Here is a 23,039-nt window from a genome sequence, read left to right as displayed (position 1 = left end):
ATGTATGGCACAAGAAAAGAACATGAACGAGAAACCCAAACGGACCAGGAAACCGAAGGCGAAAGACGAGGCCCTTCCGGTGGAACAGATTACCGAACTGATGCTGGTTCACAACAAGAACGACCCGAAAGCGGGCGTGCGGGCGGTCAGCGGAATCGACGGACAAGGAAAGGTGAAAACTGTTCCGGCGGATGAACGGAACGAGAATTCATTCCTGAAATTCGACAAGAACTCAAGTATCCTCGAGAATTTCATCAAGAATTTCTGGAGCCAGCTCAAGAACCCCACGCATTTCCGGCTGATCCGCATGACCGTCCACGATTACAAGATGAACAAGCAGGCCATCAGGGACCTGGCGGAAGGAAAACAGACGGACGCGGTGAAGGAGTTCCTCAAGCGCTACGAGATCCGTCCCAAAGAGAACAGGAAGGAACAGAATGTAAACCAAGAAAAAACAGAAACGATGGCAAAGAAAAAACAGCAACAGCCGCAACAACCGCAGGAACCCCTGCAACAGAGCGAGGTGCAACAGGCGGCACAAGGCGCGCAGCCGCAGGTACCGCAGGCGGAACAACAGCCGCAGGCACCGCGTTACCGCTACAACGAGGACATGATTGACTGGAACGCACTGGAAAAGATCGGTGTTTCCAAAGCGTCGCTCGAACAGGAGGGACTGCTTGACTCCATGCTGAAAGGCTACAAGACGAACAAGCTGGTACCGCTTACGCTGACATTGGACGCCGCCACCATCCGTATGGACGCGCGCCTTTCACTGATACCCATGCAGAACGGACAGGTCGGGCTCGGCATCCACGGCATACGCAAGGAGCCGCAGCTGGAACGCCCGTACTTCGGGCATATCTTCACCGAGGAGGATAAGAAGAACCTGCGCGAGAGCGGCAACATGGGACGTGTGGCGGAACTGAACCTGCGCGGAGGCACGACGGAACCCTGTCTGATCTCCATCGACAAGAACACCAACGAGCTGGTGGCTGTCCGCCAGGAGCATGTCTACGTGCAGGATGAGGTAAGGGGTGTCAAGTTGAGTCCCGACGAGATACAGACCCTCAAGAACGGCGGACAGGTGTTCGTGGACGGGATGATTTCCAACAAGGGGAAAGAATTCAGCGCGACACTACAGTACAGCGCCGAACGCAGGGGGCTGGAGTTCATCTTTCCCAAGGACCAGGCGTTCAACCAGCAGTCCCTCGGCGGGGTACAGCTCTCCCCCACCCAGTTGAAGATGCTCAGCGAGGGGCACACCATCCTGGTCGAGGACATGAAACGCAGGAACTCCGACGAGGTGTTCTCCTCATTCGTCACGCTGGACAAGGTGACGGGACGTCCGAACTATACCCGCCACAATCCGGAGACAGGCGAAATCTACATCCCGAAGGAGATCTGCAACGTGCAGCTCACCCACGAGGACAAGGAGCTGCTCCGCAAGGGACAGCCGGTCTTTCTGGAAAACATGGTCAACCGCAAGGGAGAGGAGTTCTCCGCCTTCGTCAAGCTGAACATGACCACCGGCAACCCGCAATACTCCCGTACCCCGGACGGGTTCAACGAGCAGCAGGCGCCGCGCATCCCGGCGGAAGTGTACGGCCATGTGTTCACCGCGCAGGAGAGGGCAAACCTCCAGGACGGAAAGGCCATTCTCATTTCCGACCTGAAAAGCAACGGAAAACAGTTCAGCTCCTACCTGAAAGTCAACCCCGGTTCCGGGCAGTTGCAGTATTTCCAGGACAATCCGGATATCCGGAGGGACACTTCCCGCCGGGCGACACAGGCGGACAATGCCCAACAACAGGAGCAGAAGAAAAGCGCGAAACAGGCCATGTAGGATGATACCGGAAATGACAGAGAAAATGACTTTACAAACAACCCCAAAATCAAGAAACGTATGAATACGAATCAGAAGACCCGCCTCAAGGCGGAAGATATGGAGTGGAACGTTCTGAAGACCCTCGGGCTCAGCAAGGAACAGCTGGAGGCGGACGGCAGTATGGAGCGGTTGCTGCAAGGCATGGAGACGGAAGCCATTCCGTTGAAGTTCCGTACCCCGGTCATCGACCTGAGCATGGACGCCACATTGAGACTGGTACCCGGACCCGGTGGAAAACCGGTCCTGGAAATCAAGGGAATCAGCCCGGAAAAGGAACCGGAAGCATAAGACGGAAGAAGTCGGACACGTACTCCGTGCCGGACGGTACGGAGTACATAAAAAGAAAAAAAGAATATGATTGCAATATTGACTGACAAGCCCAACGTGGGCAGAGAGATAGCAAGAGTGGTAGGCGCCCATAAGAAAGAGAACGGTTACATGACCGGAGGCGGCTACATGGTGACATGGACATTCGGCAACATGCTTTCCCTGGCGATGCCGAAGGATTCCGGAAAAGCGAGGGTGGAATGGGAGGATTTCCCGCTGGTCCCGCCTCCTTACCTGACGGTGAAGAACATAAAGACGGATACCGGATGGAATCCCGACATCAACGCGGTGCTCCAACTGAAAGTGATAGCCAAAGTGTTCGACGCATGCGACACGATCATTGCGGCCACCGATGCCTCCCGCGAGGGGGAAATGCTGTTCCGCCACCTTTACCGCTTCCTCGGATGCAAGCAGCCTTGTCTCCGCCTTTGGATCTCGTCACTGACGGATGAGGCCATTCTGGAGGGCATGGCGAACCTCCGCCCGTGCCATCAGTTCGACAACCTGTTCCTGGCGGCAGACAGCCGCAACAGGGCGGACTGGATGCTGGGAGTCAATTCAAGTTATGCCGTGTGCAAGGCGGTAGGCTTCGGAAACAACTCACTGGGCAGGGTGCAGACACCTGTGCTGGCGGCCATAAGCGGACGTTATCGGGAAAGGGAGAACCACATAGGTGCCGACAGCTGGCCGGTATTCATCAGCATCTGCAAAGACAACCGGATAATCAAGATGCGGCGCACCGAAGATTTTGAGGAGCATCGGAATGCGACGGAGCTGTACGAGGACTGCAAGGCGGCACGGAAAGCCCACATCACGGCGGTCAGCCGCAGGACGGAGGAGGTTCGGGCTCCGGCTCTGTATGACCTGACCGGACTTCAGACGGATGCGAACCTCTACCATGGCCTGACTGCCATACAGGTACAGGAAATCACACAGAGCCTGTATGAGAAGAAACTGATTTTCTATCCGCGTACTGCCTGCCGATTCTTGCCGGAGGATGTGTATGCCACGCTTCCCGCCGTCATGGAAAAGATGCTGGCGCGCAAGGAGTTCCGGACGTATGCGGACCGGCTGGATATTGCCGGCGCAAAGGCCGTCATCAACCCGCTGAAGACGACGGAGCACCATGCCATCATCATCACCGGCATGTCACCCGGCGACCTGGCCAGGGAGGAGATGCAGGTCTATACGCTCATCGTAGGCAGGATGCTCGAAGCTTTCTCGCCATCCTGCAAGGTGGAATACACCACGGTCGATGCGGTATGCGCCGCGCACAAATTCCGTACCCGGACATACCGCATACTGGAAAAAGGATGGACCGGCGTCTTGGGACGGGAACACCTCATCGCGGAAGAAGGCTTTTCCAGCCTCTCCCTTCCCGAGCTGTCCCGGGACGAACTGGTAGAGGTGGCCGGTTGCAGCATCATCCGCAAGAGAAACCTGCCGCCCTCCCCCTATACGGATGCGGAACTGGTCGGATTCATGGACAGGAACGGACTGGGAACGGTAGCCACACGAGCCAACATCATCCGCACCTTGCTCGAACGCAAATATATCCGTTATTCGGGGAAATACGTCATTCCGACTCCCAAGGGACTCTTTTTCTACGAAACGGTACGGGGCATGAAAATAGCCGACGCCTCCCTCACCTCGGGCTGGGAAGCGGAACTGGCGCAGATAGAGCGGGGCGAACGGACACCGGAGGAATTTCTGGACGGTGTACTGGAACTGGTGAAGGGGATTACCGGTGAAATCCGCCGGATCCAACGCCCGGAGGAATGACCCGCGGAGGTTTACCGGCCATCCGGATTCCAGACAGACAAAAGAGGAAAGAGGTACAGGCGTCATCAGAGGCCCGTGCCTCTTTCCTTTTTTAGAGCCGGCCTGATTCCGGTCCGGACAAGACGGCAGGATAGTTTTTCCGCTTTTAAGCGGCAAAGGTCTTGGATTGCCTCATTATTTGCTGCAAGGCGGCCCCTTTCAGGGGCTTGGTTGGGGAAAGAAAATCATCCTCGCTCCGCTCCGGTATTTTCTTTCCCCAAGCCTTGCGCAAAAAGGCAATCCAAGGGACGGGAGCCTATAAAATCGGGAAAACATATCCCGATGGGATTATTCATACTTAAAATTATAAAGAACATGAAACTGCAACTCATCGAAAAAATCAGCAGACAAGCGGTAGCGCTGGTCCTGCTCGCAGGAATATGCCTGCTTTACAACAAGGGGATCGTCCCTGTGTACACCATCGTCCTGTTCCTCTTCTCGGGAACAATCATCGGATTCTTTTTCAGGGCCCTTTCCTTTGTCATAAAAATAATTCTTGTCCTGCTTCTGGCAGGCATGTTCGTATAACCGTTAATCCTTCAAAGACATGAGAACAGCAGCATTTTCTTCCCCGGCTCCGGTCATGCCGGCCGCATGGCCCGCCACACACCGTATCAGACCGACTAAAAAACGTATCCCCGGCACGGTGGACGGACCGAAACATATCGGGTACTATCTGGAACCGTTGAGAGGCATCGCCTCAAAACCCGACAGGCGGCAAATCCTGAAGGATTTCTTTAACGAAACGAATGTATAACACTTCAATATTTTACCACTATGTTTTTTCAAGCTATCAACCGAATGATTACAGCCGGCACTGACCTGAGTTTCAGTATCCGGCAAGTCGACAACCGTCTGACCGTGGCTGTCATGCCCCGCCGCACCGGACTGAAAGGCGAAGCCGGGGGGCAAATCGTTCCCCTGGTATTGAACGGCACTCCGGAGGAACTGGACGCAGAGTTCCTTCAAGCCATCAGCACTCCCGTACAGAAAGCGCAGGGCATCCTCACCAACCTGGAGACATTCGAAAAACAGGCGGAACAGGCGGCGTCGCAGAACAAGGGCGCCAAATCCCCGCTGGAAAAGGAACCGAAAGAGGTCAGGGAAAAACGGGAGAAAATGGAAAAATTGCTGAAAAAGGCGGATGAGGCGACCGCCGGCAAACGCTATTCCGAGGCGCTGACGTGGCTCAGGCAGGCGAAGGTACTGGCCACACCTGACAGACAGAAGGACATTGACGCAAAAATGGCGGAAGTGCAGAAAAAAGCCTCCGAGGGAAGCCTTTTCGGAGAGGAACCGTTTATGCAGGCGTCACAACCGCAACAGGAAGCACAACCACTACGCCGGCAAGACGGACAGGCGCTGATTTTCGAGCCGGAACCGGCAGCTGCCATGCCTCAAAACGTACCGCAACAGCAGCCTCCGCAACCGGTACAATATACACAGCCTGCCCCTTCGGTCCAATATGGAGCGGACGGAAGACCGGCTTACTCTCATCCTTATGCGGAACAACGGGGTCAGATACCTCCCGGACAGCCCGTGCAGGCATCGCAGACCATGCCGCAGACCATACAGTTCCATCAGCCCGTACACATGCCGCAGCAGCCCGTGTACGGAGGACAATGGCCGCAACCGGTCCCGGCGCAACCGCAGAATGTCTCCGTACAGGCCGCACCGGGAAACAGCGGGAACCGCGAGTACAGGTCGCAACCGCAGCCGGCGGAAATGTACAGCTTTGACAAGGATGACGAATGTGACAGGGAACTCCTCCGGGAGGACCCTTATGCCGAATACCTTGACTTTCCGGAAGAATACCGGATGAAAGATGAGGCGCAAATGGAAACGGTATGTTGTTAAACCTTATAAAAACAAAAAATTATGGCACTTGAAATCAAAGGATTGCAGAGAATATTCAAAATGAAGAAAAATTCTACAGAAATGGAACTGGCAGATCCGGACAGCAACATGTCCCCTTCCGAAGTGATGGACTTCTATTCCATGACCTATCCCGAACTGACCACGGCTACCGTGCACGGGCCGGAATGGGAGAATGACAGGACGGTTTACCGGTTCAAGACAACCATCGGGACAAAAGGATAGGGATATGGCGAAAATAAAGAGAAACAATCAAAAGAAGGAAACATGCAGATTATTACCGAAATCCCTGACGGCAAACCTGGCAGGCCTGATAATCAGAGAAGCCGGTTCCTCAAATGTCAGCCGGGGCGTGACCTCCCGAAAAAGACGGAGATTGCCACCGGCAGAAAGCGTAATGCTTTTCTGACCGGGAAAGTTTCCCCCATTGCGACCGATTATTACATGGAAAACGAAACGGATGAAACCGAAACAAATCTCACGACATCCGAGAATTTTGACTTCCTCTACCGGTCGGCATTAAGATATGCCGGGCTGATGGGGATAAAGCTCCCTTTCCGTCCACGGAAAGGGGGCAGTCCCCGCATGAACATCGCCGGACTGTACCGGGCAATGGACGAGGCGCTGCCCGAACAGGTCAATCTGGAGGAAAAGGCGGGAAGGCTTTACTTCTGCCTGTACAGGTTCCATGAATGGCCGGATTACACCTTGTTCTGGATTCCCATTGATTTCATAGAGAAAATCTCCGTACCGGTACGGTGCATCGTCCGCGAATTCATCCGCCGGTTCATCCGGCACCACGGATTGAACATGGTCAAGGAAACATGGTATTACGAACTGGCACTGGAAGAACTGCGTGACTGGAAGAACCGTGACCCGGACGCCTCGCCGCAGGAGGTCAGGCGAAACAGCCTGCTGGCGGAATCCTATGATAACGGAAAAATCTCAAAAGCGCTCAAGCGGATGGAGGGAAAGCCGTTCTGTGTACGGCTGGAGGACAAAATACGGGAATGCCGGACAGAAGCGAAGAGGGAACGGGACCTCCTCGGACTGGTAAGCGAGGGGCTGGAACTGATAACACCGGACAGCCCGTGTCTCATACAGTACTATTACGACTGGGCGTATGAGAAAGAACCGGATTTTCCACCGATAGGACTTGACACCCAAATCATGCTGGCATACTCCAACAATGATATGCTGGCAGAAAACATGGAGTCTTATTTCAATTCGGACTGCCGTGAAACCTATACCATCACCCCGGTCACATACATGTACCTGACACCGGAAACGGACAGGCTGTTCCGCATGGACGATTACCCGGAAAGGCTCTCTAAGTGGATGCAGAGGTTCATGCAGCATATAGCCGGCTCCTTTTAATTCCCCCAATCAAAATTTCAAATCAAAAATCAGATAGAGATGAATGAACTGACCAAGAAGATGCAGGAGATAATGGTGCCCAAAGCGGCGCTCATTGCCTATGAATACAGGGAAAGCGCTTATGCAACCGGAAAGAATTACCTTGAGCTTCGTCCCATCAACAAGGCGGGCAGAATGGAAGCGGGCATTCCGGTCACATATGAGTTCATGAACGCCCTGGTGGAATCCTATTCGGACGAAAGGCAGAATGTACCCCACGGCAGGCTGCCTTCCAACATGTTATGGTGCGACACCCGGAAAGGGCATGAGAAATATATATGGTACAACCCGCCGGGAAAACGGCGGATGTTCTTCAAGGACAGCCTGAACATCAAGGATGGCATATTCCATCTGCCGGGAGTTGTCTACATCATTGAAAACGAGAGAATGACCATATTCGCCTACAAGGGGCGGACACCGGAAGAGGACACGCCGCTTTATCTGGCGCCTTTCTTCAATGTGACGCGCGGAAGTGTGTGCCTGGGCAGCTCCACATTGGTAAAACCGGAAAATATGGACTTCCACGCGCTTCAGGAATATTGGGAGAAACGCTTCTGGCTCAGCGAATTCTCGCACCTGGGAGGAAGTGAAAATCCGACACGCGGCAATCTGGTCTCGGTAACGGAGCAGGCACGGGAGCGGCCGTTCAACAATGACGAGCTCAAACCGGCAAACAAACAGCTAAAAGATATACTGTCATGAGAAAAATACATTACACAGACCAATACCTCCTCAATCCCTATCATCCGGTAACCGTTTTCGTAATCGGGGCAGGAGGCACAGGCTCCCAGGTAGTCACCTGCCTGGCACGTATGGGCATGGCATTGCAGGCGCTCGGCCATCCGGGACTGCATGTCACGGTCTTCGACCCCGATACCGTTACCGAAGCGAACATCGGACGACAGCTGTTCAGCGAGGCGGAAACCGGGCTGAACAAGGCTGTGGCGCTTGTCACCCGTATCAACCGGTTCTTCGGCTACACCTGGGAAGCGAAAGGAAAGAGTTTCCCGTCAAGGCGGAAACACGACGGTGACAGTCCCGGACTGGCAAATATAATCATTACCTGCACGGACAACATCCGTTCCCGGCTTGACTTGTGGAGACTCCTGAAGCACCACAGGAAGAATACGCACAATGACGAAAAGACACCGATTTACTGGATGGATTTCGGCAATGCCCAGACAACCGGGCAGGTTCTGATAGGCAATATCCGGAACAAGATACATCAGCCCGCCTCCACCGAGTACCACACCATACCCAGAATGAATGTGATTACCGAGGAGACAAGTTATTCCACCATTGAGGAGAAGGATTCCGGACCGAGCTGTTCGCTGGCGGAAGCATTGCAGAAGCAGGACCTCTTCATCAACTCCATGCTGGCACAAACCGGCTGCGACATCCTCTGGCGCATGTTCAGGGAAGGAAGAACCTTTTACCGGGGAGCCTATCTCAACCTTGACACGCTACGGGTGAATCCCATCCCGGTATAAACGGAAAAGAGAGTGTCATTATGCCCGAATTGAAAAATCCGGAGGATGTTACCCCCCAATGACTCTCTGCAAAGCTACTGATTGTAACTGCAAGACCAGAAAAGAGCCGTATCAAGCTCCGTTTTGAGCAATGATACGGCTCTTCTTTTTACCTTTAGGGACGTTCAAGTTTCAAATCAAAAGCTCATCCGGGCTAAACCGGAGTTTCGGTCACCCTTTATAAAAAACATTCAGCGTTTCAACCGTACGGCTCCCGCCACTCCTTTTTCCGTCCGGACCAGCTCATAACGGTCCAGTTTCTCATACAGTTTTCCCAAAGTCTTGCAACCGTATCTTTTTATCTTGAACTTGGGCATCATCCTTTTCAGGGCGGTTCCGATCAGCGAGAGAGGGACTTCCGTCTTACCGTCGGCGGCCTCCTCGAAAGCCCTGTCAAAATATTCCATATCCCGCCGGAGAAAGTATCCGGGCGTATTCTCCACCGGCTTCCCTTCCATGCAGTCCGCATACAGAAATTCAGTACAGGCGCGTACCAGCGGTGCCGGGGTCTTGCCTTCACCGTATCCCAATACCGGCAGGCCGGCTTCCCGTATCCGCTGGGCAAGCAGGGTATAATCACCGTCACTGGCAACCAGACAGAAACAGTCGGCCAGTCCGTCACGCAGAATATCCATCGCGTCTATGACCAGGGCGATGTCCGTGGTGTTTTTCCCGGAGGCAAAGGAAGAGGCCTGTACCAGCCGGAAACCGTGTTCTCCGGCGGCATCCTTCCAGCCGGAAAGCGGTTTCCGCGTCCAGTCACCGTATATCCGTCTGATAATGGCATTTCCGTGGCGGGAGACAAACCCCATCACATCCTCCAAATTCTCGAAGGATGCGTTGTCACCGTCCACCAGGACCGCCACCGCATATTTCATATCTGTCTTCATAACATGTATTTCAGGTGCAAAGTTAACATAACTTCCTCATTGTGAAATAAAACATTCTCTATTTTTTCTTCCCGCGCTGTTGCAGGAACTCCTGCACATCCGAACTGCGATAAAAGTTCTTCCCGTTCTCATCCGTCTGATAATACCGGATCAGCCCTTTCTCCCGGTAACGGGCCACTGTCCGCAACGACACCCCGAGCAGTCTGGCCAGGTCATAGTTGTCCAGCAGCTTGTCACCATCCATGCAGTCCTTCACACGCATCATACTGTCCAGTTTCTTTTCCATCCGGTCAAACCCTTCCACTATGGTCATAATCATTTTCTCAAGCACTTCATTGTCTATATACATCATGGCATGTCTCTCCTGTATTTTAAAGGTTATTACTGGAATACCCTTTCTTGTGCGCACTGATAAGAGTATATGCCATTCATAGTGAAAAAAACGTGCCGTCAGCCGGCACTTCACAAAAAGCATCAAACGAATATCCTGATTATAAAATAATTAGAAAAGAATACAAATTTTATTCCGCGTATTATTGTAAAAGACAAAGTGTAAAGTTGTAAAGGGGGTATTGTAAACTTTACAAATCGCGTACAGTCATGCCCGCCGTCTTACTTTCCTGTCAGCAACGCCGATAAATGATGTTTCCAGACAACCCGTCTGACTGTTGCCGGCGGGGGCATCCGGAACGTACGGGCCAGAAAGACAGCGCCTGTCACTATGGCGCCGACCCTTTCCAGGTTATGGGCATACTCCAGCAGGCTGTCACCGCTGGTCAGCAGGTCATCCACAATTACGACCCGTTTTCCCCGCAGCCCCATCGCCATCATGTAATTGGCCGTATCCACTCCGGAACGCCTTTCGGAAGTGTGTTTGCTCTCCCTGTCTTCCGTGATACATATCAGATCCAGCCCTGACCGGGCATAGCCCCCGGACTCCAGAAAAGCGGCTATACCGGAAAAACGTCGATGGTAGCGCCGGGAAGTGCTGCATGGCATAAACATGGCGGTCACATCTCCGGTAACGGAAAGAACCCGGAACGCCTGCGAGAAACAATTCCGGCATGGGTCTCTCCCTTCCTTGAAATCATACACCTTCTGGACAAATTCGGACTGGTCGTCACAAAGCCAGTTTTCATAACGTTGAGGGAAATAATATCCGGCAAACACACAGCGGATTCCCCTGAATTCAAACAAGCGTAACGGCCGGGCCTTGTCAAACCGTTCGGGATAAGTCAACGCATACAACAAGGGGGCATGACGGTTTCCCGCTATTATGGCATACCGCATCAGCTTTTCTCTTTCCTCTCTCCCGCAGCAGGCAGCCGCATATTGGCAGAACGCCTTCCCGCACATTCTTCTCCAATACCGGGCATACATCCAAAGCCCGATAAAAACCGATATCACCGACAAATTCACAATTAATTCCATAATATAAACGTTTCAAAGGTTAAAATCCTGATGGCGGATAAATATAGTTGTTTTTATCGGAAAAGACCTGCAAGTCATTCCCTTTTGAAGAAAATTTAAACAGGGACTAAAATCCTGTTCAATTCCTGCTTGCTACTTTCTCGGGGGCATTTAAATATTTCACATTTTCGCTCCCCTTGCCATCTGATGCCGTCTGATGACATTTACAGACACCTTTTTGGAGGAAAGGGATTCCATCCCTATTTTCGTACCGGACAAAAAAGAGAAACGTATGGAAATCGTAACCATTGAAGCGCAGACATTCTTGGAAATGAACAGGGCCTTGGAAGCCCTTGCAAAAAAAGTGCGGGAAATATGCGGGGAAAATTCCCGGAGTATGGATGACTGGATAGACAACCAGGAAGCATGTATGCTGATGGGAGTCTCTCCCGGAAAACTGTTACAGCTCCGGAGACGCAGGGCGCTCCCTTACAGCCATATAGACCGCAAAGTATATTACAGGCGTCAGGACATCATCCGCTTTATGGAAAATACGATTCGTCAGGTAATCCTTTAATTGGAAAGATACAATGGCACAATCACTATTGACCAAGGAAAGTCCGGAAATCAGGCAGTTTTTCCGGACCATTGACACATTGTCCCACCTTCTGGACATACAGGCGGAAAAGTTCCGTCCGCTACTGAACGGCGACCGTTACATGACAGACAGCGAGCTTGCCGGTAAGCTGAAACTGACACGAAGGACACTGGCGGACTACCGCCTGAACGGAAAAATACCCTATTACAAGATAGGAGGCAAATTATTGTACAAGGAGAAAGATGTCCTGGCATTGCTGGAAAGTAACCGGATGGAAGCGTTCGACTGAATCCGGCACCACGTCTGTCTACCGGACGGTTTTTCTTTTCCATGGAAGACCGCACATGACACTTATGCCCGGACAGACTGTCGGATTTCCCTACCATGTCTGCCGTACAATGCGGCATGTACATGGATAGTCCACGAATGCCGTCGTACATCACTGCCGTACAATTTCTTACAAGACCATTCATATCGTATTTCAATTCTTACCTGCAAAGGTCGCCTTTTGCCTTCGATTGGGCAAGGCGGTCCTCCGGACTGGTTGGAAGGAAAAAATCATCCTCGCTTCGCTCCGGTATTTTTTCCTTCCAAGCCTTGCGCAATCACGGCAAAAAGCAAACCGGGGCATATAAGAAATAGAAATACTGGCTTTTGCCAAGTCGGTCATGTTTAATCAAAAAAGAAAGATTATGGTTCAAACGAAAGAAATGAAAAATTACAAAACGGAAGTGACGGACAACAACCGGATTGAATATCTCCACTTTTTCGGAATAAAGTACCCGTTCATCGAAACCGACGGAATGAAAATTGCCTCTGACGAACTGGAGTATGCCATACGGAACCACCCGAACTCACCGGAAGGATTTGAGTTGATGGAAGAAATAGACTGTTTCCTGCCCGAAAAGAAACTGCTTAGGCTGGATGAAAAAACAATCCGGATGTATATGTCTGCCTGAACAGGAAATACAGACCCTTACTCCAACGTGAGGGAATATACGGTTTGAAACACCCCAAAGAGATGTCCCGGGAGGGATATCTCTTTTTTATTCATGGACAATATCAAAACTGGAAAATATGTTATACTACCAAATTAAAAACTACGAAGATTTCAAAAAACGGTTCGGACTTACAACAAGGGAAAACGGAGTGATATCCAGAAAGAACAAAATATTGCTCGGACATTTAAAGAATCCCCTGTTGCTCCGGTATTGTTTGACACACAACGATTACAGCCTGTTGCACATATCCGATATGGCAGACTTGCAGAAAAAAGTTACCGAGGCTGTCAAAGAGTCCGGAAGGAACGACGGGAAGCTTACAAACAAGGTGGAACTGATAGGGGAAACCTATCACTCCGGATTGTACAGGACAAATGAATCCAAAGGGATTTGCGAAGATATGGACAAGTCTTCAGTCTGTTATATCAATGTCGAACGGAACCGGACCTTCAAAATGAAATCCGGAAAATTCATGAGGACGCTTATCCTTGAAACGGAGATTGGGAAGCTGCTTTCCTCGGGAATCCTGAACTGGCTTTCCGGAGATGTCTTCACCCGGCAATGGTACACCTATGCCTACGGGCATGGTTCCGGTCTGAAACTGCATGTGGACAACCGGTTTGACAAGATATATGACTATTGGAAATGCAAGGGTGATTTCGGTTCCTGTATGACGGGCAGGAACAGGGATGAGTTTTATGCCTATTCAGTGAATGCCAAGGCCGCCTATATCACAGACGAACATGATTATATCGTAGCAAGGGCAATCCTGTTTACAGACGTGACAGACCAACACGGTAAAAAATGGAGGTTGTTGGAAAGGCAATACGCCTCCAATAAGGACGACACGCTGAAAAGGCTGCTGATTGACAAGCTGATTCATGGAGAATACATAGACGGATATAAAGTTATCGGCGCATCATGCAGTGATGCGGATGCTTTTGTGGACATTTCCGGAAACTCCCTTAAAAATAAGAAGTTTGAAATCGACTGCCGATTGGATATACGCGACACGCTCTCTTACCAGGATTCCTTCAAATGGTATAATCATAGTAAGAAAAAAGCCTATAATTATGAACCGGAAGAATATTCTCACGACCTTGACACCACAGACATCAACCTCAATGGGGATGAGGACGGGGATGAATGGGATGACTATCATGGATATTATTGTGAAGAAACCCGGCTGTGCTACAGGAACGGTGCGCAAATCCATGTGGATACGGAAAACCTGAACGATTTTGTATGGATAAAATCAATATACGAATACCACCATGATGATGACTGTACAACTTGTGATGAATGCCAGGAATGGATATTGCACAGGGATGCCCTGCAATCGCACCTGACCGGCGAGAAGTACTGTTGTGGCAAGTGCATGGAAAAAGCGGAGAAGGAATTCAAGCGGAAGAACTGGTATTATTCCGAATACGACGATGAGTGGTTTGAAAAGGAGGACGACATCACCCGGATTCAGGTATGGACGGATGCGGAAAACAAGTATAAGGATACAAGCATTACCGCCGGGACATTGGACAAATTGGTAAAGGACGGAAAGGCATGGATATTTGACAAAGAGGCGTTTGATACGCTCAATCCCGGCACCGGTCTTCCCTATGGTTACAAACTTAAAGAAAATCTCTGGAATAACCTCGGGAAATTGGAGAAATGACGCTAAATGACTTTGTACCAATGTCGTTACGGTGTCAGATGAGGACAAACCGAAAAAGCGGAAAATGCAAGAAATAGCAGAATATAGCAGGAGAACGGTTTGCAAATCATTACCCAAGAAGATGTAAGATTTAACACATGTAGGACGCTATTTCACCGTTTGTCACCGTTTTGCGTAGCAAGGTTTAACTCGTTGATATTTAACTTTGCAAACAAAAAACGAGTATGGCAAGAAGTACATTCAAAGTGCTGTTCTACGTGAACGGCAGCAAGGAGAAAAACGGTATTGTCCCCATCATGGGGCGAGTGACAATCAACGGTTCTGTGGCGCAGTTCAGTTGCAAGCAGACCATCCCGAAAACGCTTTGGGATGCGAAGGGTAACCGAGCCAAAGGCAAGAGCATTGAGGCGAGGGACATCAACCACGCTTTAGACAACATAAAGGCGCAAATCATCAAGCACTACCAGCGCATTTCAGACAGAGAGGCGTATGTTACGGCAGAAATGGTGCGCAATGCCTATCAAGGAATCGGCAGCGAGTATGAAACATTGCTCGGAGCATTTGACAAGGACAACGCCACGTTTCAAAAGCGTGTAGGTACTGACCGTGTAAAAGGGACTTACATGGCAAGGGTTCGTGCAAGAAACCATGTAGCGGCATTCATCAGGGCGAACTACAAGCGAAGCGACCTGTCTATGCTTGAACTTACTCCCGACTTCATCAAGGAGTTTGCCGTATTCCTTTCCACCGACAGAGGATTGCAGAACGGCAGCATCTGGACTAACTGCATGTGGCTGAAAGGGGTTGTAATGCGTGCACACTTCAACGGACTGATACCGAGAAATCCATTTGCGCAGTTCCATATAAGTCCCAACATAAAGGAACGTGAGTATCTGACGGAAGAAGAACTGAAAACACTGATGACACACGAATTTGCGGATGCCAAACTTTCCTACATCCGTGACATCTTTGTTTTTGCCAGCTTTACCGCACTGTCATTCGTGGATGTCAAGGAACTTACCACTGATGATATAGTGGAGGTGAACGGTGAGAAGTGGATATTATCCAAGCGGCACAAGACCAAAGTCCCGTTCCAAGTGAAACTGCTTGACATCCCTATGCAGATTATCAAGCGTTACGAAAAGTTCCAAACGAACAAGTCTGTTTTCCCGAATCTGAACTATTGGTCTATATGCAAGCCGTTGAAAAAGATGATAAAAGAGTGCGGAATCACAAAGGACATCTCATTCCATTGTGCAAGGCATGGGTTCGCCACCCTCGCACTGAGTAAGGGTATGCCGATTGAAAGTGTCAGCCGTGTGTTGGGACATACGAACATCGTTACGACCCAACTCTATGCGAAGATAACAACGCAGAAGATAGACCACGACCTTACGATGTTCGGTGACAAACTGAACCAATCTTTTGGAAACACAACAATGGCATAGGGCTATGGAAAGAAGTACCATCACAATAGACGAGTTCGGCAATGTTATTTTGCCAAATGACACAACCGATATATGGATGAACGAATCCGAGTTGTTGGATTTGTTCGGTGTCACCGCCCCGACCGTTCGGGCAGGGATAAAGGCTCTTTGCAAAAGTGGCGCATTGAGGGAGTACGAGATAAAGCGTACCATACGCCTATCCGACAAGTGCAGCATGGAGTTTTACAACCTTGAAACGATAATTGCCCTCGCTTTCCACTTCGGCACATTCGGAGCAAAGCGGGTGCGCAATGCCATCATGAAAAGGCTGTACTTGCGAAAAAAGAAACAAACCATCTTCTTTTCGTTGGGCAATGCCGAAATAGTCAAGCCCAAATACCTCTCGTAGATTGGGATGAGAGACTGACGTAATGCAGTCATTAAATCTGTACGTCAGCACAACAATACGACAGATACTCTGATTTTTTCTCCCGAAAAGCGTCATCCGACCATTCGCTTTTCGGGAGTTTTTTCGTCTTTCCAATCCGACTCCATTGACAAACCTTTGAAAGTTTTTGTTCCGAGGGGCTTTTTTCTATATTCTGCTGTATTTTGCGTAACAACCTATTCATTAAATGATTATACTTTTGTGGCTGGTATTTTTCAAACTTAAAACCATTTGATTATGTCAGCTAACAAACAACAAGACAGCCACAAGCCGCCATCAGATGGCAGCGTGGCAAAAGAAGAGTTCATCCGAGTGGGAACATCGCTCTACAAGATTGTGGAGCAGCCGAGACTGAACGGAGGGTATGTAAAGAAACGCATCGCGTGGAACAACGAGACCCTGCGCCAAGACTATGGCAAGGACTACATCGGCAGCGTTCCCAAGTATGACGGTTTCTGCACCGTACCCGAACACATCGGCTACCGCCCTGTGGTCGGTAAGTTCCTTAACCTCTATGAACCGATAGACCACCGACCAAAGGAGGGTGATTTCTCGCACATCCAATCATTGATACGGCACATCTTCGGAGAGCAATACGAGTTGGGGATGGACTATCTGCAACTGCTCTACCTGCAACCCATCCAAAAGTTGCCCATCCTGCTGTTGGTATCTGAAGAACGCAACACAGGCAAGAGTACGTTTCTCAACTTTCTGAAAGCCCTTTTTCAGAACAATGTCACGTTCAACACCAACGAGGATTTCCGCAGCCAGTTCAATTCCGATTGGGCAGGAAAGCTCCTCATCGTGGTGGATGAGGTGCTGCTCAACCGCAGGGAGGACAGCGAGAGGTTGAAGAACCTCAGTACAACCCTATCCTATAAGGTGGAAGCTAAAGGCAAAGACCGTGACGAGATAGCGTTCTTTGCCAAGTTCGTGCTATGCTCCAACAACGAGTATCTGCCCGTAATCATAGATGCAGGAGAAACACGCTATTGGGTACGCAAGATTGAACGCTTGCAGTCCGATGATACCGACTTTCTGCAAAAACTGAAAGCGGAGATACCCGCTTTTCTTCATTTCCTGCAACACAGACAGCTATCCTCCGAAAAGGAAAGCCGTATGTGGTTTGCCCCATCCTTGCTGCATACAGAAGCCTTACAGAAGATAATCCGCAGCAACCGCAACCGATTGGAGATAGAGATGCAAGAACTTATCCTTGACATCATGGATAGTGTTGGTACGGATACTTTCTCTTTCTGCTACAACGACCTTCTTCTTTTGCTGGTACACTCACAGGTAAAGGTGGAGAAGCACCAAGTCCGTAAGGTATTGCAGGAGTGCTGGAAATTAACTCCTGCACCGAATACGCTTACTTACAACACCTATCAAGTGGACTATACCCGAGAGTGCCGCTATTCTCCCATACGGAGGATAGGACGGTTTTATACCGTAACAAGAGAACAGTTGACAACACTCTGATTATTTTGATAAAATGATGAATAAGGATATAACTACACTGATATATAAAGGTTTGTACTCTCATCAAACATTCATCAAAAACATCTTACTGATGAAAAGAGGAAACAGGTCAGGCAGACCATACGCTATATGGCAAATGATGATTTTCTCTTTTGGTAAGTGCTTTGATGAAACTATGATGAGGATGTATAATATTGTTATCCAATAGTTTGTCATACACATTCATCAATTCATCGGTTTTACAATCATCATCAAACCATAGGAAAATTATGAACATACAGGAAGTAAAGAACATACGCATTGCAGACTATCTGCAAAGTTTGGGCTATACGCCCGTCAAACAACAAGGCAACAGCCTTTGGTACAAATCACCGTTGAGAGAAGAAAAGGATGCCTCTTTCAAGGTAAACACCGAGCTTAACAAGTGGTACGATTTCGGACTTGGCAAGGGCGGCAACATCATCGCATTGGCAGAGGAACTATACGCAACCGACTATGTGCCTTACTTGCTCAATAAGATAGCGGAGCGAGTACCGCACATCCGTCCCGTATCTTTCTCTTTTCGCCAGCAGTCATCCGAACCGAGTTTCCACCAGTTAGAGGTGGGAGAACTTACCCATCCTGCATTGCTCCGTTACTTGCAGGAAAGGGGCATAAACACCGACTTGGCAAGATTGGAATGTAAGGAACTGCACTTCATCCATAACGGCAAGCCCTATTTCGCCATCGGCTTCCCGAATGTGGCAGGAGGGTATGAAGTGCGCAACCGTTTCTTCAAGGGCTGCATCGCACCGAAGGATATCAGCCATATCTGCCAGCAAGGAGAGCCGAAGGAGAAGTGCCTTGTGTTTGAGGGTATGATGGACTACCTGTCATTCCTCACGTTGCGGATGAGGAACTGCCCGACTATGCCCAACCTTGACGGACAGGATTACGTCATCCTCAATTCGGTTGCCAATGTTTCCAAAGCCATAGACGTGCTGCATAGGTACGAGCGCATCCACTGCCTGCTTGACAATGACGAGGCAGGAAGAAATGCCTACTTGGAATTGGCAAGAGAGTTCAGCGGTCGCATCCGGGACTTCTCCGACAACTACAACGGACACAAAGACCTGAACGATTACCTGTGTGGCAAGCCCGTGTTCCAATCGGAAAAACCGATAACGGAGAGGAAGCAACTCCAATCCGCAAGGCGGATGATACAGCCACCAAAAAAGAAAGGGCTGAAGATGTAAGGGGATGCTTGCTGCGGCACAGGTATTTACCGATGGAAAATACCGTAGCTTATTAGGGAATTTGTCCGAGCCGCATTGCAAGCAACGCTGAAAATTCCCCAATAAGCCAAAGAGGTTGCACCTCTCTGGACTCTCCAAGACCAACGGCAACAGCCGTACATAAGCAATAATCAAACGATGTTTCACAAGCAGAATAAAAAGGAATTATATATGGGATTCGTAGTATTACACATGGAAAAGGCGCACGGTTCTGACAGCGGGACGACCGCTCACATCGAGCGTTTCATCATACCGAAGAACGCAGACCCCACACGCACACACCTTAACCGAAAACTCGTCACATACCCCGATGGGATAAAAGACCGCACGGCAGCCATTCAAAAGAGATTGGAGGAAGCAGGACTGACACGCAAAATCGGAAACAACCAAGTTCGAGCTATCCGTATCAACGTGTCGGGAACGCACGAGGATATGAAGCGTATCGAAAGGGAGGGCAGACTTGATGAATGGTGTGGCGACAATATGAAATACTTTGCCGACCTGTTCGGTAGGGAGAATATCGTGGCTGCACATCTGCACAGGGACGAGGAAACGCCACACATACACGTTACCCTCGTCCCGATTGTCAAGGGAGAGCGCAAGCGCAAGAAACGTGAGGAACAGGCAAAGAAACGCTATCGCAAGAAACCAGCCAATGCCGTCCGTTTGTGTGCCGATGACATCATGACGCGCTTGAAGCTGAAATCCTATCAAGACAGTTATGCCGTCGCGATGGCAAAGTACGGTCTGCAACGTGGCAGAGACGGCTCGCAAGCTCGCCACAAATCCACGCAGCAGTATTATCGGGACATACAGAAACTTGCCGGCAGCTTGAAATCGGAAGTCGTGGATTTGCAGAAGCTGAAAACCGAAGCGGAGCAGGAACTCAGACGAGCCAAGAAAGAGGTGCAGACCGAGAAACTGAAAGGCGCAGCCACCACAGCAGCGACTCACATTGCAGAAAGTGTCGGTTCTCTTTTCGGCAGTAACAAAGTCAGGACACTGGAACGCAGAAACGAGGACTTGCAAGACCGCATCCTTGAACTTGAAGAAGAAGCACGACAAAGGGAACAGCAACAGGCGAAGCACATACAGGAGATAACGGATGCTTACGAACAGCGACACCGCAAGTTGTCCGAGTTCGTGGATTTTGTCAAATGCTACTTTCCGTATGTGGAGAAGCTGATGCCAACCATCAAGTTCCTGCGTGATACGCTGAACTTTGGCGATGCCCTCATTAGAAAGTTATGCACGTTCAAGGATGTTTCCATCAAAGGCGAGCTCTATTCTCGCGAGTTCAACCAACATTTTAGGGTAGATAAAACGATATGTTCACTTAAAGAGAACAAGGAGGGGAATTTCAACCTCCACATTGACGGAGTTTCACATGTCAGCTGGTTTAGAAGGAAGAAAGAAGAGTTTATGGAGAAGCTGAAACCACAAGCAAGGAGACAAAATCGGGGTATTAACTTGTAAATCATAATAAAATCCGTGATAGTAGAATGTTACATCACGGATTTTTTGTACTTTTGCAGTGGATTGAGGTGACTCTTTCCAAGACATATTGGAAAAAGAAGAAGCGTTATGCTTATCTTGTTAATGGAAACCTGAGAAATTTCTAATTACGAACAAGGATAGCATAGTGGTTCTCACGCTATAGCGTGGGCTGCTATTACTATATCTGTTCGTAAAGGTTTTCTCAGGACCTCCATTAAAGACATAGTTGCATTGCAGTTCACGCTTCGTGCATAAATAAAGGTCTTTGAGGACTGCCAAAGACACAGATGTACGACTATGGCAGATATTAAAATTCCCATTGTGGAACTTGTAGAAGATAAGTTTCAAGTTTCAATAGATACAAGCCTGTATGCTAAAGAAGTAATAACAGCAGCTATCTATAAATTATCCCATTTATTCTATATTCATCAACAGATGGACACTTGTAATCAAACACTTGTAAATGTTATCTTTGAATCAAAAGATAACAGCAAGGTAACTGAGGTGATTCCGAAACAGTTTTGCAATGAATTGATAGACCAACAGATTCGTTATAATACAAATGTTCAGTTTGGCCATATTCGTGATATGATAGTTCAAGAAGCGTTCAAACCCGTAACAAAATGATGAATTATGGCTTATCAATTACTACCATTCCGTTTTGAACGATTCAATGATAATCAGTATCTTCTAACAAATGAAGTAGGAGAATATGTATTCTTGTCAAATGATGATTTTCATACTTTTGTTAATGGCAAGTTAGACGAACATAGCGTATTGTTCTATGACCTTGCTTCCAAACAAATAGCAACAACTGACAAGGTAGAAGATGTGGTGCAGATGCTTGCCACTAAGTTTAGAACGAAGAAAAGTATCTTGCGTGATTTCACTTCGTTGCACATGATTGTGCCAACACTACGTTGTAATTCAAGCTGTATTTATTGTCAGGTTGCCCGTAAAAATATGGATGACCATTCTGCCGACATGTCTAAAAAAACAGCAAAGAATGTGGTGAAAACCATATTCCAATCTCCATCGCCTTGTATCAAAATAGAGTTTCAAGGTGGAGACCCATCAACAGACTTCGATATGGTAAAATATATCATTGAAGAAGCCGAATGGCAAAACTTATTCAAGAAAAGAGAATTGGATTTTGTAATCTGTACGAACCTTACTCTACTTAACGAAGATATGGTAAAGTACTTGAAGAAACATAAATGTACGATTTCCACTTCTCTTGATGGTCCAAAAGATTTGCACGACATGAACCGGCCTTTGCAAAACAAGGATTTAGACCATCATGCCATTTTTGAGAAGAATCTTGCTATGATAAGGAATATATGGGGAGATAACGAGTGTGTTTCTGCATTGATGACCACCTCCAAATATAGTTTGGGACGTTTCAAGGAGATTATAGATGAATATATAAGATTGGGATTCAATAACATATTCCTGCGTTCTCTTAATCCTTATGGATTTGCCAAGAAATACAAGGATAAGATAGCCTATCCGGTTGAAGAGTTTATCGCCAATTATAAAGATGGGCTGGATTACATCATAGAATTAAATAAGCAGGGAACTTTCTTTGTAGAGGGTTTTGCTGCATTGTTGTTGAAACGAATGCTGACGCCGTTTGCTACCGGTTTTGTGGATTTGCAGTCACCTGCTGGAGTGGGTATAGCTGGAGCAATCTACGACTATGACGGAAATGTGTATGTTTCTGATGAAGCTCGTATGATGGCACGTTTCAAAAACTACTATTTTAGATTGGGCAATGTAAACGAAAACAGCTATCAAGAAATGTTTAATGGGGAATTACTTCATCATATCATTGCTTCTGCTTGTAACGAATGCTTGCCTGTCTGTGCAGAATGTGTATTTCAACCTTATTGCGGTGCAGATCCGGTACGTAATATGTCAGAGCAAGGCGATATGGTAGGTTTCCGACCAACAAACGAAATGTGTAAGAAAACAAAAGCCATTATACACTACTTGTTTGAGTTGTTGCAGAAGCACGACCCTGAGATAAACAGAATATTTTGGTCTTGGTTAAATTGATTGAACGATGAAACAGATTCAAGGAACTTCATATAACATCGAAGATGATATAGTTGGACGTATAACTTTTGGCAAGAATAACTTGTTTGGTCGTTCCAACGATATATTGGTATGCAAAGATGCAAGTAAACCCTCTATCGGATATTTGGCTACCATTACGGAAACAACATCGTTTGTAAGTAAAGGGAAACCGTATTGTGTAGTTGAGAATGTCGGAACTTTCCAAGAAGGAGATGTGGTTGTTATCAATAAGCAAGGAGAAATTATATTCGTGTATGAAATACTCTCCAATCACAATGCTTTAATGGCTACAGAGCGTTGTAACCACCGTTGCATTATGTGTCCGCAACCTCCTATTTTGCAGGAAAAAGATAAGACCCCGTTCAATTTGAAACTTATTTCCTTATTTGACAAAAAAACACAGGAAATAGG

Annotated in this window: 24 protein-coding genes and 1 pseudogene; 22 read left to right on the top strand and 3 right to left on the bottom strand. The window is 48.6% G+C overall.

Features of this window, described 5'->3' with window-relative positions; genetic code table 11:
• Positions 1–4 precede the first annotated feature (4 nt).
• The 10 genes from ABUA47_RS08535 to ABUA47_RS08490 all read left to right on the top strand — a co-directional run bounded on the left by ABUA47_RS08535 (position 5) and on the right by ABUA47_RS08490 (position 8,814).
• Complete coding sequence (locus ABUA47_RS08535) at positions 5–1,843, top strand: DUF3945 domain-containing protein (protein WP_138272025.1); 1,839 nt, start codon at positions 5–7, stop codon at positions 1,841–1,843.
• 60 nt (positions 1,844–1,903) lie between these two features.
• Positions 1,904–2,173 (top strand): DUF4099 domain-containing protein, encoded by a 270-nt coding sequence (locus ABUA47_RS08530; protein ID WP_005682873.1) that lies wholly within the window; start codon positions 1,904–1,906, stop codon positions 2,171–2,173.
• Between the two features lie 66 nt (positions 2,174–2,239).
• Complete coding sequence (locus ABUA47_RS08525) at positions 2,240–3,994, top strand: DNA topoisomerase (protein WP_138272024.1); 1,755 nt, start codon at positions 2,240–2,242, stop codon at positions 3,992–3,994.
• 354 nt (positions 3,995–4,348) lie between these two features.
• A complete protein-coding gene (locus ABUA47_RS08520) occupies positions 4,349–4,561 on the top strand; it encodes a hypothetical protein (protein ID WP_138272023.1) in 213 nt (70 codons plus the stop codon).
• Positions 4,562–4,580: 19 nt separating this feature from the next.
• On the top strand, positions 4,581–4,790 hold the full coding sequence (locus tag ABUA47_RS08515; RefSeq protein ID WP_005682869.1) for a hypothetical protein: 210 nt from the start codon (positions 4,581–4,583) through the stop codon (positions 4,788–4,790).
• Positions 4,791–4,810: 20 nt separating this feature from the next.
• Positions 4,811–5,890, top strand: a complete 1,080-nt coding sequence (locus ABUA47_RS08510) for a PRTRC system protein E (protein ID WP_138272022.1) — start codon at positions 4,811–4,813, stop codon at positions 5,888–5,890.
• Positions 5,891–5,911: 21 nt separating this feature from the next.
• Complete coding sequence (locus tag ABUA47_RS08505; protein ID WP_005682867.1) at positions 5,912–6,133, top strand: PRTRC system protein C; 222 nt, start codon at positions 5,912–5,914, stop codon at positions 6,131–6,133.
• 42 nt (positions 6,134–6,175) lie between these two features.
• Positions 6,176–7,285 carry a hypothetical protein gene (locus ABUA47_RS08500; protein WP_138272021.1) on the top strand — a complete coding sequence of 370 codons (1,110 nt, stop codon included), beginning with the start codon at positions 6,176–6,178 and terminating at the stop codon, positions 7,283–7,285.
• A 39-nt stretch (positions 7,286–7,324) separates the two neighbouring features.
• A complete protein-coding gene (locus ABUA47_RS08495; RefSeq protein ID WP_100262843.1) occupies positions 7,325–8,026 on the top strand; it encodes a prokaryotic E2 ligase family D protein in 702 nt (233 codons plus the stop codon).
• Positions 8,023–8,814, top strand: coding sequence for a PRTRC system ThiF family protein (locus ABUA47_RS08490; RefSeq protein ID WP_100262844.1), 792 nt, complete (start codon positions 8,023–8,025; stop codon positions 8,812–8,814). The genes ABUA47_RS08495 and ABUA47_RS08490 overlap by 4 nt, the downstream gene beginning before the upstream one ends.
• Before the next feature lie 230 nt (positions 8,815–9,044).
• Here the strand turns inward: ABUA47_RS08490 and ABUA47_RS08485 are convergent, their stop codons facing one another.
• The 3 genes from ABUA47_RS08485 to ABUA47_RS08475 all read right to left on the bottom strand — a co-directional run bounded on the left by ABUA47_RS08485 (position 9,045) and on the right by ABUA47_RS08475 (position 11,174).
• Positions 9,045–9,743: an NYN domain-containing protein gene (locus ABUA47_RS08485; protein ID WP_138272020.1), complete on the bottom strand. Its 699-nt coding sequence runs from the start codon at positions 9,741–9,743 to the stop codon at positions 9,045–9,047.
• 58 nt (positions 9,744–9,801) lie between these two features.
• Positions 9,802–10,095 (bottom strand): helix-turn-helix domain-containing protein, encoded by a 294-nt coding sequence (locus tag ABUA47_RS08480; RefSeq protein WP_016271540.1) that lies wholly within the window; start codon positions 10,093–10,095, stop codon positions 9,802–9,804.
• Between the two features lie 260 nt (positions 10,096–10,355).
• On the bottom strand, positions 10,356–11,174 hold the full coding sequence (locus ABUA47_RS08475; RefSeq protein ID WP_138272019.1) for a phosphoribosyltransferase: 819 nt from the start codon (positions 11,172–11,174) through the stop codon (positions 10,356–10,358).
• Positions 11,175–11,445: 271 nt separating this feature from the next.
• Here ABUA47_RS08475 and ABUA47_RS08470 point away from each other — a divergent pair, with 271 nt between their 5' ends.
• From ABUA47_RS08470 to ABUA47_RS08415, 12 genes and pseudogenes are all read left to right on the top strand, one after another.
• The gene (locus tag ABUA47_RS08470) at positions 11,446–11,730 is read left to right on the top strand and encodes a helix-turn-helix domain-containing protein (RefSeq protein WP_005682860.1); all 285 of its coding nucleotides are present in this window, start codon (positions 11,446–11,448) and stop codon (positions 11,728–11,730) included.
• A gap of 13 nt (positions 11,731–11,743) precedes the next feature.
• Entirely contained in the window at positions 11,744–12,040 is a 297-nt protein-coding gene (locus tag ABUA47_RS08465; RefSeq protein ID WP_138272018.1) for a helix-turn-helix domain-containing protein, read from the top strand.
• Between the two features lie 403 nt (positions 12,041–12,443).
• Positions 12,444–12,710: a hypothetical protein gene (locus tag ABUA47_RS08460; protein ID WP_057279576.1), complete on the top strand. Its 267-nt coding sequence runs from the start codon at positions 12,444–12,446 to the stop codon at positions 12,708–12,710.
• A gap of 118 nt (positions 12,711–12,828) precedes the next feature.
• Positions 12,829–14,424: a hypothetical protein gene (locus ABUA47_RS08455; protein WP_349824448.1), complete on the top strand. Its 1,596-nt coding sequence runs from the start codon at positions 12,829–12,831 to the stop codon at positions 14,422–14,424.
• Between the two features lie 224 nt (positions 14,425–14,648).
• Positions 14,649–15,872 carry a site-specific integrase gene (locus tag ABUA47_RS08450; RefSeq protein WP_255379762.1) on the top strand — a complete coding sequence of 408 codons (1,224 nt, stop codon included), beginning with the start codon at positions 14,649–14,651 and terminating at the stop codon, positions 15,870–15,872.
• A 4-nt stretch (positions 15,873–15,876) separates the two neighbouring features.
• The gene (locus ABUA47_RS08445; RefSeq protein WP_349824449.1) at positions 15,877–16,260 is read left to right on the top strand and encodes a hypothetical protein; all 384 of its coding nucleotides are present in this window, start codon (positions 15,877–15,879) and stop codon (positions 16,258–16,260) included.
• Between the two features lie 276 nt (positions 16,261–16,536).
• On the top strand, positions 16,537–17,778 hold the full coding sequence (locus tag ABUA47_RS08440; RefSeq protein WP_117748428.1) for a primase-helicase family protein: 1,242 nt from the start codon (positions 16,537–16,539) through the stop codon (positions 17,776–17,778).
• A gap of 269 nt (positions 17,779–18,047) precedes the next feature.
• Complete coding sequence (locus tag ABUA47_RS08435) at positions 18,048–19,013, top strand: toprim domain-containing protein (RefSeq protein ID WP_349824450.1); 966 nt, start codon at positions 18,048–18,050, stop codon at positions 19,011–19,013.
• A gap of 210 nt (positions 19,014–19,223) precedes the next feature.
• Positions 19,224–20,528 carry a MobV family relaxase gene (mobV, locus tag ABUA47_RS08430; protein ID WP_349831532.1) on the top strand — a complete coding sequence of 435 codons (1,305 nt, stop codon included), beginning with the start codon at positions 19,224–19,226 and terminating at the stop codon, positions 20,526–20,528.
• Between the two features lie 318 nt (positions 20,529–20,846).
• Positions 20,847–21,176 carry a His-Xaa-Ser system protein HxsD gene (gene hxsD / locus ABUA47_RS08425; RefSeq protein WP_021861854.1) on the top strand — a complete coding sequence of 110 codons (330 nt, stop codon included), beginning with the start codon at positions 20,847–20,849 and terminating at the stop codon, positions 21,174–21,176.
• Between the two features lie 6 nt (positions 21,177–21,182).
• Positions 21,183–22,607, top strand: coding sequence for a His-Xaa-Ser system radical SAM maturase HxsB (gene hxsB / locus ABUA47_RS08420; RefSeq protein WP_349824451.1), 1,425 nt, complete (start codon positions 21,183–21,185; stop codon positions 22,605–22,607).
• A 7-nt stretch (positions 22,608–22,614) separates the two neighbouring features.
• Positions 22,615–23,039 (top strand): annotated as a pseudogene (locus tag ABUA47_RS08415) (His-Xaa-Ser system radical SAM maturase HxsC); the annotation flags it as partial.

The organism is Bacteroides sp. RTP31139st1_H2_RTP31139_211217, assembly GCF_040227615.1.
In the GTDB taxonomy this organism is placed as follows: Bacteria; Bacteroidota; Bacteroidia; order Bacteroidales; family Bacteroidaceae; genus Bacteroides; species Bacteroides uniformis.
Note: the sequence above shows the minus strand (reverse complement) of the source record. Positions and strands in the feature narration are given on the sequence as shown.

What these genes read in the sequence shown, in the direction of transcription:
- ABUA47_RS08535 (WP_138272025.1), top strand. Translation starts at nt 5, where the DNA reads ATGGCACAAGAAAAGAACATGAACGAGAAACCCAAACGGACCAGGAAA.
- ABUA47_RS08530 (WP_005682873.1), top strand. Translation starts at nt 1,904, where the DNA reads ATGAATACGAATCAGAAGACCCGCCTCAAGGCGGAAGATATGGAGTGG.
- ABUA47_RS08525 (WP_138272024.1), top strand. Translation starts at nt 2,240, where the DNA reads ATGATTGCAATATTGACTGACAAGCCCAACGTGGGCAGAGAGATAGCA.
- ABUA47_RS08520 (WP_138272023.1), top strand. Translation starts at nt 4,349, where the DNA reads ATGAAACTGCAACTCATCGAAAAAATCAGCAGACAAGCGGTAGCGCTG.
- ABUA47_RS08515 (WP_005682869.1), top strand. Translation starts at nt 4,581, where the DNA reads ATGAGAACAGCAGCATTTTCTTCCCCGGCTCCGGTCATGCCGGCCGCA.
- ABUA47_RS08510 (WP_138272022.1), top strand. Translation starts at nt 4,811, where the DNA reads ATGTTTTTTCAAGCTATCAACCGAATGATTACAGCCGGCACTGACCTG.
- ABUA47_RS08505 (WP_005682867.1), top strand. Translation starts at nt 5,912, where the DNA reads ATGGCACTTGAAATCAAAGGATTGCAGAGAATATTCAAAATGAAGAAA.
- ABUA47_RS08500 (WP_138272021.1), top strand. Translation starts at nt 6,176, where the DNA reads ATGCAGATTATTACCGAAATCCCTGACGGCAAACCTGGCAGGCCTGAT.
- ABUA47_RS08495 (WP_100262843.1), top strand. Translation starts at nt 7,325, where the DNA reads ATGAATGAACTGACCAAGAAGATGCAGGAGATAATGGTGCCCAAAGCG.
- ABUA47_RS08490 (WP_100262844.1), top strand. Translation starts at nt 8,023, where the DNA reads ATGAGAAAAATACATTACACAGACCAATACCTCCTCAATCCCTATCAT.
- ABUA47_RS08485 (WP_138272020.1), bottom strand. Translation starts at nt 9,743, where the DNA reads ATGAAGACAGATATGAAATATGCGGTGGCGGTCCTGGTGGACGGTGAC.
- ABUA47_RS08480 (WP_016271540.1), bottom strand. Translation starts at nt 10,095, where the DNA reads ATGATGTATATAGACAATGAAGTGCTTGAGAAAATGATTATGACCATA.
- ABUA47_RS08475 (WP_138272019.1), bottom strand. Translation starts at nt 11,174, where the DNA reads ATGGAATTAATTGTGAATTTGTCGGTGATATCGGTTTTTATCGGGCTT.
- ABUA47_RS08470 (WP_005682860.1), top strand. Translation starts at nt 11,446, where the DNA reads ATGGAAATCGTAACCATTGAAGCGCAGACATTCTTGGAAATGAACAGG.
- ABUA47_RS08465 (WP_138272018.1), top strand. Translation starts at nt 11,744, where the DNA reads ATGGCACAATCACTATTGACCAAGGAAAGTCCGGAAATCAGGCAGTTT.
- ABUA47_RS08460 (WP_057279576.1), top strand. Translation starts at nt 12,444, where the DNA reads ATGGTTCAAACGAAAGAAATGAAAAATTACAAAACGGAAGTGACGGAC.
- ABUA47_RS08455 (WP_349824448.1), top strand. Translation starts at nt 12,829, where the DNA reads ATGTTATACTACCAAATTAAAAACTACGAAGATTTCAAAAAACGGTTC.
- ABUA47_RS08450 (WP_255379762.1), top strand. Translation starts at nt 14,649, where the DNA reads ATGGCAAGAAGTACATTCAAAGTGCTGTTCTACGTGAACGGCAGCAAG.
- ABUA47_RS08445 (WP_349824449.1), top strand. Translation starts at nt 15,877, where the DNA reads ATGGAAAGAAGTACCATCACAATAGACGAGTTCGGCAATGTTATTTTG.
- ABUA47_RS08440 (WP_117748428.1), top strand. Translation starts at nt 16,537, where the DNA reads ATGTCAGCTAACAAACAACAAGACAGCCACAAGCCGCCATCAGATGGC.
- ABUA47_RS08435 (WP_349824450.1), top strand. Translation starts at nt 18,048, where the DNA reads ATGAACATACAGGAAGTAAAGAACATACGCATTGCAGACTATCTGCAA.
- mobV (WP_349831532.1), top strand. Translation starts at nt 19,224, where the DNA reads ATGGGATTCGTAGTATTACACATGGAAAAGGCGCACGGTTCTGACAGC.
- hxsD (WP_021861854.1), top strand. Translation starts at nt 20,847, where the DNA reads ATGGCAGATATTAAAATTCCCATTGTGGAACTTGTAGAAGATAAGTTT.
- hxsB (WP_349824451.1), top strand. Translation starts at nt 21,183, where the DNA reads ATGGCTTATCAATTACTACCATTCCGTTTTGAACGATTCAATGATAAT.